Source organism: Chryseobacterium sp. SIMBA_029, from assembly GCF_046535275.1.
In the GTDB taxonomy this organism is placed as follows: domain Bacteria; phylum Bacteroidota; class Bacteroidia; order Flavobacteriales; family Weeksellaceae; genus Chryseobacterium.
Genome location: NZ_JAWRXA010000008.1, coordinates 262,511 through 275,427 on the forward strand (window position 1 = coordinate 262,511; position 12,917 = coordinate 275,427).

The following is a 12,917-nucleotide window of genomic DNA, read 5'->3' on the forward strand; positions in this document are numbered from 1 at the left end:
GTAGAATTTAAAACAATATACTATGAAACGCTATATTTTACTATTCGTAATCGGTTCAGTTTCTCTCTTCAGAGCTCAAGCTCAGGAAATCAAAAAGGAAATTGATATCAAACAGGCCACCGTATTCCTTCAGGGTGCAAAAGTGTTCGGTACCACGAATGTGAGTCTCCAAAAAGGCAGAAATAAGATCAAGATAGTGAATCTCCCTAATGATCTTGATGAAAATACCTATAAAATCAATCTTGAAAAAAGCACCACTCTTCTTTCCATTACCCCTCAGAATAATCTTTTAAAAAATGATGAATTGACGGATACAGAAAAGAACCTGGATAATGAAAGAAAAAAGCTGCAACGGCAGATCAATATTCTGAATATCCAAATCAATAATTTATCCGGAGAACAGAAAATCATTAATGACAATCTGAAAATTTCTACCAACGACAGATCTACTCCTCAGGAACAGCTGATCAAGCTGACTGATTTTTACAGGAAAAGAATGCTGGAGATAGACAACCAGACCTTTCTGCTTAATGAACAGAAAAGTGTTTTAGATGAGAGCATCGCCAGGATCAACAAAGATTTTGCAGAAGAGCAGAAACATAAAAATCCCAACACCAAAGAGCTTGTTCTTGAAATTCTTTCAGATCGTGAGACCAATCTGACGTTAGGTATAAGCTATATTGTCGCCAATGCAGGATGGGTTCCTTCTTACGACCTGCGCGCAGAATCTGTGAAAAAACCGCTGGAAATGGTTTACAAAGGCAAAATTTATCAGAAAACGGGCCAGGACTGGAACAATATCAAGCTGTTCGTCTCTACATACAGGCCTTCTTACAATCAGAACAGACCTGTTTTGTCACCATTGTATGTCGCTGAATATTCAGGATATAATTCACAATCAGAAGCTGACGGTTACAAATTGAAAAAAGTCTCTGCAGAAGTTAATTCTTACCAGATGAGAGCAGATATAGTACAACCCAGTCAGGTACCTGTCGCTGTAGTTTCCGACAACCAGATGAATATGATGTATGAACTGAATTACAGCCAAACGATTGTAAGCCAGGAAAAAGAACAGTATGTGATTCTTGATAAAAAGCAGATCGATGCAACATATAAATACCATACCGTTCCAAAGCTGAATAATCAGGTATTTCTGATGGCGTTTGTGAAAAACTGGCAGACTCTAAACCTGATTTCCGGGGAAGCCAATATTTATTTTGAAGATAACTATATCGGAAAAACTAATATCACCAGCAATTATGTAAAAGATGAATTCCCGATTTCCCTAGGGGTTGATGAAAGAATTATTGTGAAAAGAATAAAGCTGGAAGACAAAACCTCTCAGAAAACCATGAACACCAACAAATGGGAGACAGAATCTTATCAAATCAGTATCAGAAATAACACAAAAGAAAGTATCGAACTGGAAATCCTGGATCAGCTTCCGATCAGTGAAAATTCCAAAATTCTGGTAAAAGCATTAGCTATCGACGACGGAATCCTTGATGCAAAAACCGGAAGTATCCTTTGGAACAGAAAACTCAATACCGGAATCACAGACACCGTCACCTTCTCTTACGAAGTGAAATATCCAAAAGAAATGCATATTCAATATTACAGCAGATAACCTTAAACAATAGAATTATGACAACTTTAAAAATCCTTACCCTGGCTGCAGGTACTGCTTTTTTAAGCGCCGGCAACCTTTCAGATGTACGATGCTCTTCCAAAAGCAGTATTACACAGCAAAGAGTATCTATACAAAATGCTTCTTTAACTCCGATTCCTGCGGCAGCAAAAGACAATAAGATACAGGTTGCCCTTTTACTGGATACCTCAAACAGTATGGACGGACTGATTGATCAGGCGAAATCCAGACTGTGGAACATCGTCAATACATTAACCACTTTAAAGTACAATGGCCAGGCTCCACAGATTGAGATCGCTCTTTACGAATATGGAAATGACGGCATCCGTGATGAAAACTACATCTGTCAGGTGACTCCCCTTACCCAGGATCTGGATCTGGTATCCGAAAAGCTTTTTGCATTAAGAACCAATGGCGGAAGTGAATATTGCGGCGCCGTAATCCGCGATGCAGCAATGAATCTTAACTGGGACAGCAATGAGAAGAGTATGAAACTGATCTATATTGCCGGAAATGAATCGTTTGATCAGGGAAGAGTCAATTATAAAGAAGTGATCGAAAAAGCAAAAAGTAAGAATATTTATACCAATACCATTTTTTGTGGAGACAAACAGGAAGGAATCCAAACGTTCTGGCAGAACGGAGCAACTCTGGGAAGCGGAAAATATTTTAATATCGATAGTGACAGAAAAGTACTCTTTGTTGAAACTCCTTATGATGTCCTGATCTCTAATACGAATGCAAAACTGAACAGCACCTATCTGTATTATGGAAGCCATGGCTCCGAATACAAAAACAAACAGATGCAGCAGGACAAAAATGCGGAAGTGCAGTCTGCAGCCACATTTGTGGAAAGAACCGTAGCAAAATCCAAGAAAAATGCTTACAACAATGAACATTGGGATTTGGTGGACAAGGCAGAACAGGATAAAGATTTCATAGCTTCTGTTAAAGAAAGTGAACTTCCTGCAGAACTGAAAGGAAAAAGTAAGGAAGAAATACAGAAAGCTGTTGCCCTAAAATCTTCTGAACGCGGAAAAATTCAAAAAGAGATTGAAGTCTTGTCCAGAAAACGTCAGGAGTATATCGATCTTGAAATAAAAAAACGGGGGAATTCAGATTCCGAAGATCTGGGAAAAGCGATTGAGCGATCTATTCTGGAACTGGCAAAAAAGAATGGGTATAGTTCGTAATTATTAAAAAAAACCGTCTCATATTTTGCAGACGGTTTTTTGTGATTCACATTATTTTATCTGATAAATTGTAAATAATGATGAACTTCCTGATATCAAACTTAAAGACGGGAGTGTTGTCTTCACACAGAAAAATATCTGATCACCCGCATTTAATGCTACTATAGTTTGAGCTTTCCTGGTAGATGATGATACATTAACTCCCACAACATTTATATTAATAAAGCTTTCTTCTGCAACCACTGTTGGAGCACCAGCTCCTTTTTTCACAACAATCCCTACACCTAAATCTTCAGCAGAAACCAATGAAGAGGCTTTCATCTGTACATATACTTCATAAATCCCATTATGCGGTGCGGTGAATGTGTTATTGGATATATCAAAATCATTATGCTCGTCTATAATTGTATTATCAAATATGATTTTTAACCAATTGGTAATTCCTGAAACAGTTAATAAAATGGTACTGCTCTGACCAGTACCGGAAACATAAGATTTTTCACTTAAATTCAATATCTGATCTCTTGAAACAGTCTGAACATATCCACCACTATTCCTTACTAAAAGAGAGTCTCCACAGGATGTACCTAAACACTTCTCAGCTATGCCAAGTCTAAAATTACCATTTAAATCCAACATTGCTGTTGGGTTCGCCGTATTAATCCCAACCTGAGACCAAGTTACTGTCCATAAAAAGAACAGCAACACAAAAATAACTTTTTCACTTTTCATAATTTGTAGATTTTGTAGATAACAAATTTAAATTTTAGAACCTATAAAATCCCTATTTAACTCTACATGAAAGTGATTTATTATCTAAAGCTAATCTATTTATTAACTCATGTTAAGAATAAAATTAAAATAAATTTATAATCTCAATAAGTTAAAATAATATTTATAAATTCCTGTCTAAAAACACAATATGAACCACAATGAATTTATAAAAAAATATTTTGATCAAAACAAATTTTTAAATGAAAACGATAAACAAAAGTTGCTTGAATTGATGAAAATAATAAACTATCCCGCAAATAAAATAGTATTATACAAAGGAGAGCAAACTGAGCAGGTTGGCATTATTGAAAAGGGATTAATACGAGTTTACGACAAAAACAACAAAACTATCTGGTTTTTTCATGAAAATAATGTTTACGGATCTCTAGAAGTTTTAATGCAGAAACGTCCCTCATCGTTTACTTATGAAACTTTAGAAGAAACAACAATATTTTTATTTGATTACAATGATTTAGAAAATACAATCAATGAGTATCCCAATATTTCCTCATTACTGCTCATGTTTTGGCAAAATACGGCTATGGAAATTTATCTTAACTTTTCTGCTCTTCTTCATTTAACTCCCGAGAAAAGATATCTTCATTTACTGAGTCAGAATTCAAAGCTAATTTTACGAGTAAAATCTAAAGATCTTGCTACTTATTTGGGCATGCATCCTGTATCATTAAGCAGAATGAAGAAGCGATATTTCAACTCAAATAACAAAAAATAACCTTCTGCCAGACTACCTTCCAAATTTAAAATACTTTGACAAAAGATGCTTTTTATTCTGCATAAACAGGGAAACCATTTCCATTCCGGTTACGGAAAAAGTAATGCCGTTGCCTCCAAACCCCAATACAAAATAGGAGTTTTTAAATTTTTTATGCTCCCCAATGTATGGCAAACCATCATTTGTTTCTCCAAAAGTTCCTGCCCATACAAAGTCTGTATAGAATTCATAATCGGGTTTTATCTTCTTCAAAGATTTTAAAATCGATTTTTCTTTTGTATTCAGAAGGCTGTCCCGTTTTTCAGCATCATAAAAATCTTCATCTCCGCCTCCGATCAGCAGTCTTCCGTCATCTGTTGTACGCATATAAATGTAAGGATCATCGGTGTTCCAGACCAGTGTACCCGTAATATTTTTGAATTTATCATGGTCAATTTCAGATACTACCGCATAGGTACTTTTTAACATTACAAAATGTTCTTTGATCATATTTTTGCTTTCATAGCCAACACAGTAGATGATTTTCTTCGCTTTAATTGTAGGCCCGTTGACTGTAGAAACCAGATTGTAATCTCTACTATATTTCACAGACTTCATTTCTGTTTTATCAAAAACCTGCAATCCTTTTCTGACATTATATTCCAATAGTTCATGGGCAAATTTAAAAGCATCAATACTTGCCCCTTGTTTCGAAACAATCCCGCCGTACGTCGTTTCAAAACCAAATTTCTCAAATATTTCATCCGGTTCAAGCCATTTCACCTCAAAACCTGTAATTTTTCTCGCAACAAACTCTTTTTTCAGCCAGTCAACATCTTTCTTTTTAGCCGCAAAATACAGTGATTTTTTTCTTTTAAATCCTGCATCAGATCTGATTTTTTTCGCAAGTTCCTCAATTGTATCAATTGCTTTTGAACAGGCTTTATAACTTTCAACAGCTCCCCTCTCTCCTATTTGTTCTATTAATTCAAAAAGCGGAACATCGATCTCATACTGCAGCATGGATGTCGTTGCAGAAGTACTGCCGTTGCAGACTTCCCGTTTATCAATAAGAATTGTATTATATCCGTCTTCTACCATCTGATGGGCAATAAGACTTCCGGTAATCCCACCGCCAATGATTAAAACATCACATTCTTCATCTGCTTTTAATGAGGGATAGGACTCTATAAGTCCATTTTTCAACAACCAAAATGGCTCATTCGATTTAAGATCCATATTCATATTTTACACTAAAGTAGGAATATTTATGAATATTTTAACGATCTCTCACCTATTCATGGTGCACTTCTTGTTGGTTAACATAATATAAATCACATTAAAAATATAGTACTATGATAACGATTATACCAGACGCTCCGGAAAATGTTGCCGCTTTTAATGCAACGGGAGAAATAACGAAAGAAGATTTTGAAAAAGTTGTTATTCCATGGGTGAAGGAAAAAGTAGAACAGTTTGATGAACTGAATTACGTATTGTATTTGGACACGGATCTGGATAATTTTACCATGGGAGCCTGGCTTCAGGATGTCTTCTTAGGATTAAAAAACTTAACCAAGTGGAACAGAACTGCAATTGTAACCGATAAAGAAGGCGTTCAGAATTTCACTGATATTTTCAGTGTGTTAATGCCCGGAGAGTTTAAATCTTTCCCGAAAGAAAATTTATACAATGCGCTGTACTGGTGCAAAAACGGCAATGAAGTAGAAGCATAAATTTCATTTTCACTATTCAATAAACACCTAAAAAATAATAACATGAAACCTAACTTAGGAATTACAGATAAAAACTTAAAAGCCGTCCATACCATTCTAAATACTGTTCTGGCAGACGGAAATATTCTTTATATTAAGCTGAGAAAATTCCACTGGAATTTATCCGGTGATAATTTTATGGAACTCCATCTCCTTTTTGAAGAACAGTATACTGCGGTTGCAGAAAGTATTGATGAGGTTGCAGAAAGAATAAGCACCTTGGGAGGAACCGCTATAGGAACGACTTCAGAATTTGCTAGTGGTTCCCAATTAAAAGAAAATCCGGGAAAAATACCTACCAATCAGGAAATGCTGAAGGAGCTCGTAGGCGATCATGAAGCGATCGTAAGAGCATTGAGAAAATTTGTAGATGATACGGATGAAAAATATGGGGATGCAGGAACTTCAGATTTCCTTACAGAACTGATGCAGAAACATGAAAAGATGGCCTGGAAACTTAGAAAATATTTCAAGGATTAATATAAAAAAAGAGAAGCAATTGCTTCTCTTTTTTTATTTGTCACATGGAACACATTCCACTTCTATTTCATTTACTTTAGATGATTTGTACAGGTACATATACCGCAGACTGATCAGCAGTCCTATAAAGGTCATTCCCATTCCTACTAACGAAGGATAATTGTAAGGCAATCCGTGTTCCAGAGGAATTCCCCCGAAAAATGCTCCCATTGCATTCGCAATATTAAAAGCGGCCTGCATAAACGCAGCTGCCATCATTTCACTTTTTGGAGCAGCTTTCATCATCATGATATTAATCGGTGCAGCAACAGACATGGATAAAGCACCGCAGATAAACGTCAGTCCCAAAGATATACTCTGATATTCCGAAAGGAAAAATACTCCACCTAAAGAAATCATCATCAGGAAAAGCAATAATGAACAGGTTTTTTCAGGTCCCAGTTTATCTGATAAGAATCCACCCGCTAAATTTCCTACCACCATACCCGCTCCGGCCAGGATCATTACGTAAGCCATCTGACTGGTTTTTATCCCGGCTACTACCGTCATTAAAGGGGTAATATAACTGAACCAGGTAAAAAGACCTCCAAATCCTATCGCTGTAATCATCAGTACCAGCCAGGATTGTTTCCCTTTCAGGAATTTCAACTCTTCCAGAAAATGACTGTCTTCATTTTTTTCCAACGGAGGAAGCCAGAGTTTTAAAAATAAGAGGGCAAATAATCCGATCACCGCTACAATGGCAAAATACCACCGCCAGTGAAAAGTGTGCCCGATATACGTTACCAACGGAACCATCGCCAGATTGGCAACGGTAAGCCCGGTAAACATGAGTGATATATAAAATGCTTCTTTTCCTTTTCCAGCCATTCTTGCAGCCACTACCGTTCCTACTCCAAAAAATGCTCCATGAGGAAGCCCGGACATAAACCTGATGATCAACATTGTGGTGTAATCAGGAGCTATAGCAGACAATGCGTTGAATATGGTAAAAATAACCATCAATGCAATTAGTACTTTTTTAGGCGGGAATTTTACAGAATATCCTATCAACAGCGGTGCACCAATTACTACTCCCAAGGCATATGCAGAGATCAGGTGTCCCGTTTCCGGAATAGTGATCTGTAATGTCTTGGCAATATCAGGCAGCAAGCCCATTACCGTAAACTCCGTTGTTCCAATCCCTAAACCACCTATGGCAAGCGGGATTATCCTTTTATCAATCTTCATATTATTTAACCTTTCATTTGAAAGTGCAAAATTCGATAGAAAAATTCAATTTTACTGCTCCTCAAATGATAAAAATTTGCTCCATATTAACCTTTTTTTGTAATTTTAAATCTATAAACAATCAAATCAGAACCTAAATGAAAATTCAGAAAGAAATTATAGCTTTTGAAAAAGAAACTTCTTTCAAGCTGTTTTCTCCGTCTTTGAAAAACTGTTTTTTCTGGCATTATCATCCTGAAATAGAATTGGTTTACGTAGAAGCCTTAAACGGAATACGCCATGTAGGAAGAGATATTTCCGGTTTTACAGAAAGTGATTTACTGCTAATAGGTTCCAATGTTCCGCATCTTAACTTTGATTATGGCATCCAGACTGAATGCAGGCAGATGGTGGTTCAGATGAGAGAAAACTTTCTTCAGGACATTATTCTTCCCGTTCCTGAATTCGAAAATATTAAGAATCTCCTGGAACGATCTTACCTAGGATTATCATTTTCCGGAGAAACGAAAAAAATCGTCGTAGAAAAACTTCATATGATTAAGGATAAAAGTCCTTTCAATTCTTTAATGGGACTGATTGAAATTCTACATATTCTAGCAGAATCCAACGAAGTGAAAGAACTCAATAAAGAGGATACGAGAATAAAATGGTTTCTCAATGACAAGATCAGAATGGGAACCATCTATGATTATATCCACGAAAATTACGATAAAAAGACCAACGTCAATGAAATTGCAAAAGTTGTAAGCTTAAGTACTCCTGCGTTCTGCCGGTATTTTAAAAAGCAGACTAATATGACCTTTACCGATTTTGTGAATAATTACAGAATTAATCAGGCTAAAATATTCCTGCTGAAGGATTATTCTGTGACAGAAGTCTGTTTTCAGGTGGGTTTTGAAAGCCTTTCTTATTTTAATAAACTGTTTAAACATCATACTGGTGAAACTCCATCGGAATTCAAGAAAAAGCATTTGAGGAATACTGAGGTGCGGAACTAGACTTTCTTTCCTACGAATGTTTCTTCCTATTATTTAACCACCCCGTCAAAAATTCTTTGAATTTTCGCCACCCCTCCGCCGGAGGGGAATTTTGATTCCCCAAGGTTGAAAAATTACTCCGTGATGGGAGTCTTTTGATATTATCTCTGCGTAATCAGCAAAATCTGCGAGAGATACTATTTAAATGAGATTGCTTCTTCGCTTCGCTCTTCGCAATGACAACACACTGAATTTTGTTATATATAAAATTCAGATGCTTAACAAAAAACGCTCCCATTGGGAGCGTTTATATATTAATGAATATGTTTTTCTGCGTGATAAGAACTTCTCACAAGCGGTGAACTTTCAACATGTCTGAAACCTAAACTTCTTGCGAAATCTCCAAATTCATCAAACTCTTCCGGTGTAATGAATTTTTTCACAGGAAGATGTTTTTTGGTAGGCTGCAGATACTGGCCCATCGTAATGACATCTACATTAGCATTTCTGATGTCTTCAATGGTTTGGAAAACCTCATCTCTGTTTTCTCCCAACCCCAGCATTACTCCTGTTTTTGTTCTTCTTTGTCCGGCTTCTTTCAGATACCTTAATACATCAAGGCTTCTTTCATATTTTGCCTGAATTCTTACTTCTCTTGTCAGTCGTTTCACTGTTTCCATGTTGTGAGAGATCACTTCAGGTGCTACTTCAACCAATCGGTCAAGATGCTTTGTAAGGCCCTGGAAATCCGGAATCAGAGTTTCCATCGTGGTTCCCGGAGAAATTCTTCTCACCGCATTCACGGTTTCTCCCCAAAGAATCGATCCCATGTCTTTCAGATCATCACGGTCCACAGAGGTAAGAACGGCATGTTTGATTTTCATCAGTTTGATAGAACGAGCTACTTTTTCAGGTTCATCCCAGTTAACATCCATTGGTTTTCCGGTTTTTACTCCGCAAAATCCACAACTTCTTGTACAGATATTTCCTAAGATCATGAACGTTGCGGTTCCTTCTCCCCAACATTCACCCATGTTCGGACAGCTTCCACTCTGACAGATCGTATTTAACTTATATTTATCTACCAAAGTTCTCAGTTCTCGGTAATTTTTCCCGGTAGGAAGTTTTACACGAATCCACTTTGGTTTTTGAACGGTAGTGTCTTGAACTAAATTTTCCATTTCTAAAATTGAAGTTCAAAGTTAAGGAATTTTTAATGGAAACCATCTAACGGATACATTGATGGAACGTATAATTAAAATAATAATCGTAAATTAGATGTATAATTTCCCCCAATGAACAAGCTATTTTTCTTATTATCGGTCGCTATCAGTACATTTTGTTTTGCTCAAAAAGAATTTCAGCCTGCAGGTTCTGAAATCATTGAAACAGCAGACGGAGATCTGGACGGCGATAAAATCCCTGAAAAAGTAATTATCTACAATACAAAAGATACTACCGATATGGGAAATATCCGTGAAATTCAAATCTTAAAAAAGGTCAGTGGAAAGTGGACGATGCTGGAAAAATCGAGAAATGCAATACTGGAAAGTAATGGTGGCGGAATGATGGGTGATCCTTATCAGGGAATCATTATAAAAAATAATATTTTAGAAATCACCCAGGCAGGCGGAAGCAGCTGGAAATGGGGATATTCGGATAAATACAGATTCCAGAACGGACATTTCGAGTTGATTGGCTATTCTTCAACTTATGGAAAGCCCGAAGAATACTTTACAGATGTAGATTTTAATCTTTCTACAGGACAGCTCGTGTATAACAAAGAGGTGGAAAGTACAGGCAGCTCCGACAATGGAAAGTCTGAAAAAGAAGTATACATTAAAAAAGGATTGAAAATTAACCTGCAAAACAGAAATCAAAAGGAACAACGAAAAATAATCCTTCCAAAAACAAAAGCTACGGTATATATATAATCGTAAGTTTTTGATCTCTACAAGTAAAAGACACTATTAATTATCTTCATATTCGTTATTTTTGAGTAATTCTGCTAATACTTTTTTAGCACGCATTACCCTTACTTTGGTATTGGCAACGGAGATTCCCAATTCTTCTGCAATTTCTTTGATGCTCTTTTCTTCAAAAAACCTCAGCTTAATAATATCCTGATAGTTTGCATCTAACGATTCTATGGTTTTAATGATTTTTTTCTGTTCTTCGGCAGAAATCATCAGCTCTTCCGGAGATTTGGCAAATTGGTTTTTTACTTCATCAAGGGTTTCCGTTGGATCCTGGTTTTCACGGCTTTTCTTTCTCCAAAAATCAATAATCGTATTTTGAGCGATCGTTAAAATCCAGGTTTTAAACTGAAAATGAGGATCATACATATCCAGTTTGGACAGAACTTTTGAAAAGACATTCACGGTAATTTCATCTGCATCATTTTCATCGCCTACTTTTTTCATCACAAAGGAGAAAACATCCACCCAAAAAACATTAATGAGTTTAGTCTGTGCTTTCTGGTCTTTTTCCTTTGCTTTTTGGATGAGCAGGAATAATTGTTCGTCTTTCATTACTAACAAATATAATTTATTTTAGGGAAAAGGCAAGAAGCTGTCATCACTAAAAAACAAATTTGTAGAATACTTCCGTAACAGCAAATTTTCAAATACGCTAATCTTCCCTTTTTACCATTCGTTATTTCTGAATTTATTATCTTTGCACCGTTAAATTCTAAAGATAAAATATAATGAATTCCTTTATTGAAGAACTAAAATGGCGTGGTCTGTTTGCCGATATGATGCCCGGAACCGATGAACAACTGAATAAAGAGGTAACCACTGCATATATTGGCTTTGATCCAACTGCTGATTCTTTGCATATTGGAAGTCTTATTCAAATAAAAATTCTGGCTCACTTCCAGCAGCACGGTCATAAACCAATTGCTTTGGTAGGAGGTGCAACCGGGATGATTGGTGATCCTTCAGGGAAATCTGCGGAAAGAAACCTGTTGGACGAAGCTACTCTGCTCCATTATGTTGAATGCCTGCAAAACCAGCTTTCAAGATTTTTGAATTTTGACGGCAATGAGCCCAATAAAGCTGAGCTGGTGAACAATTATGACTGGATGAAGAACATCTCTTTCCTTGATTTTGCTAAAAATGTTGGAAAGAACATTACGGTAAATTACATGATGGCGAAAGATTCTGTAAAGAAAAGATTCTCCGGGGAATCTGGTGCCGATGGAATGAGCTTTACAGAATTTACGTATCAGCTTATTCAGGGATATGATTTCCTTCATTTATACCAGAATAATAATGTAAAGCTTCAGATGGGGGGTTCTGACCAGTGGGGAAATATCACTACAGGAACAGAATTAATCCGTAGAAAGGCTCAGGGAGAAGCTTTTGCCTTAACCGTACCATTAATCACTAAAGCTGATGGTTCTAAATTCGGAAAATCTGAAAGCGGAGAAAACTATTGGTTAGATAAAAAGAAAACTTCTGCTTATAAATTCTACCAGTTCTGGCTGAATGCTACTGATGCAGACGCGGAAAGATTCATTAAGTTTTATACTTTCTTAAGTAAAGAAGAAATTGAAAGTCTGGTGGAAGAGCATGCTACCGCTCCTCACGAGAGAAAACTTCAAAAGAAACTGGCTGAAGAGGTAACGGTTTGGGTTCATGGAAGAGAAGAATATGAAAAAGCGCTGAAAGCATCTGAAATTCTATTCGGACGTTCTACTGCTGAGGATCTTGTAAGCCTTGATGAGGAAATTTTCCTTGAAGTTTTTGATGGAGTTCCACAGAAAGAACTTGCAAAAGCTGATGTATTGGAAGTATCCATCATTGATCTTCTTTCTGAGAAATCAGGTTTCCTGAAATCTAAAAGTGAAGCCCAAAGAGAAATGAAAGGAAATGCCATTTCCGTGAACAAACAAAAAGTAGATGATACTTTTACCGCTCAGGAAAGTGACCTTATTGACGGTAAATTCTTACTGCTGCAAAAGGGTAAGAAAAGCTACTTTATTGTAAAAGTACTATCATAAAAATAATCCGGCGGCTTCTTACGAAGCCGCCGGATTTGATATAAAGGAAGACTAAAGTTCTGTTTTAGTCACTTTGCCAAACCTATTTTGGAAAATAGCAAAGCAATAAAAAAACCGCCACT

The 12,917-nt window shown here is 36.5% G+C and carries 13 protein-coding genes; 8 read left to right on the plus strand and 5 right to left on the minus strand.

Annotated elements, in window-relative coordinates:
• Window positions 1-22: 22 nt before the first annotated feature.
• On the plus strand, window positions 23-1,627 hold the full coding sequence (locus SB679_RS16280) for a DUF4139 domain-containing protein (RefSeq protein WP_410703337.1): 1,605 nt from the start codon (window positions 23-25) through the stop codon (window positions 1,625-1,627).
• Between the two features lie 17 nt (window positions 1,628-1,644).
• Window positions 1,645-2,841 (plus strand): vWA domain-containing protein, encoded by a 1,197-nt coding sequence (locus SB679_RS16285; protein WP_410703339.1) that lies wholly within the window; start codon window positions 1,645-1,647, stop codon window positions 2,839-2,841.
• A 51-nt stretch (window positions 2,842-2,892) separates the two neighbouring features.
• Here SB679_RS16285 and SB679_RS16290 read toward each other — a convergent pair whose 3' ends face one another.
• Window positions 2,893-3,573 (minus strand): C1q-like domain-containing protein, encoded by a 681-nt coding sequence (locus SB679_RS16290; protein ID WP_410703340.1) that lies wholly within the window; start codon window positions 3,571-3,573, stop codon window positions 2,893-2,895.
• Between the two features lie 190 nt (window positions 3,574-3,763).
• On the opposite strand from SB679_RS16290, the gene SB679_RS16295 reads away from it, so the two are divergent.
• Window positions 3,764-4,348 (plus strand): Crp/Fnr family transcriptional regulator, encoded by a 585-nt coding sequence (locus tag SB679_RS16295; protein WP_410703341.1) that lies wholly within the window; start codon window positions 3,764-3,766, stop codon window positions 4,346-4,348.
• A gap of 12 nt (window positions 4,349-4,360) precedes the next feature.
• Here SB679_RS16295 and SB679_RS16300 read toward each other — a convergent pair whose 3' ends face one another.
• A complete protein-coding gene (locus SB679_RS16300) occupies window positions 4,361-5,572 on the minus strand; it encodes an NAD(P)/FAD-dependent oxidoreductase (protein WP_410703342.1) in 1,212 nt (403 codons plus the stop codon).
• Between the two features lie 110 nt (window positions 5,573-5,682).
• Here SB679_RS16300 and SB679_RS16305 point away from each other — a divergent pair, with 110 nt between their 5' ends.
• Window positions 5,683-6,063, plus strand: coding sequence for an STAS/SEC14 domain-containing protein (locus SB679_RS16305; RefSeq protein ID WP_034710729.1), 381 nt, complete (start codon window positions 5,683-5,685; stop codon window positions 6,061-6,063).
• A gap of 42 nt (window positions 6,064-6,105) precedes the next feature.
• Window positions 6,106-6,582, plus strand: a complete 477-nt coding sequence (locus SB679_RS16310; protein WP_410703343.1) for a Dps family protein — start codon at window positions 6,106-6,108, stop codon at window positions 6,580-6,582.
• A 33-nt stretch (window positions 6,583-6,615) separates the two neighbouring features.
• On the opposite strand, the gene SB679_RS16315 is transcribed toward SB679_RS16310, so the two are convergent.
• Complete coding sequence (locus SB679_RS16315) at window positions 6,616-7,812, minus strand: MFS transporter (RefSeq protein WP_410703344.1); 1,197 nt, start codon at window positions 7,810-7,812, stop codon at window positions 6,616-6,618.
• Between the two features lie 137 nt (window positions 7,813-7,949).
• Between SB679_RS16315 and SB679_RS16320 the strand changes: the two genes are divergently transcribed.
• Entirely contained in the window at window positions 7,950-8,810 is an 861-nt protein-coding gene (locus SB679_RS16320) for an AraC family transcriptional regulator (RefSeq protein ID WP_410703345.1), read from the plus strand.
• A gap of 293 nt (window positions 8,811-9,103) precedes the next feature.
• Here SB679_RS16320 and lipA read toward each other — a convergent pair whose 3' ends face one another.
• Complete coding sequence (gene lipA / locus SB679_RS16325; protein ID WP_034710726.1) at window positions 9,104-9,970, minus strand: lipoyl synthase; 867 nt, start codon at window positions 9,968-9,970, stop codon at window positions 9,104-9,106.
• Window positions 9,971-10,084: 114 nt separating this feature from the next.
• Between lipA and SB679_RS16330 the strand changes: the two genes are divergently transcribed.
• On the plus strand, window positions 10,085-10,723 hold the full coding sequence (locus SB679_RS16330; RefSeq protein ID WP_410703346.1) for a hypothetical protein: 639 nt from the start codon (window positions 10,085-10,087) through the stop codon (window positions 10,721-10,723).
• A 36-nt stretch (window positions 10,724-10,759) separates the two neighbouring features.
• On the opposite strand, the gene SB679_RS16335 is transcribed toward SB679_RS16330, so the two are convergent.
• The gene (locus SB679_RS16335; protein ID WP_034710724.1) at window positions 10,760-11,320 is read right to left on the minus strand and encodes an RNA polymerase sigma factor; all 561 of its coding nucleotides are present in this window, start codon (window positions 11,318-11,320) and stop codon (window positions 10,760-10,762) included.
• Window positions 11,321-11,496: 176 nt separating this feature from the next.
• On the opposite strand from SB679_RS16335, the gene tyrS reads away from it, so the two are divergent.
• Window positions 11,497-12,795: a tyrosine--tRNA ligase gene (tyrS, locus tag SB679_RS16340; RefSeq protein WP_410703348.1), complete on the plus strand. Its 1,299-nt coding sequence runs from the start codon at window positions 11,497-11,499 to the stop codon at window positions 12,793-12,795.
• The last annotated feature ends 122 nt before the right edge of the window (window positions 12,796-12,917 follow it).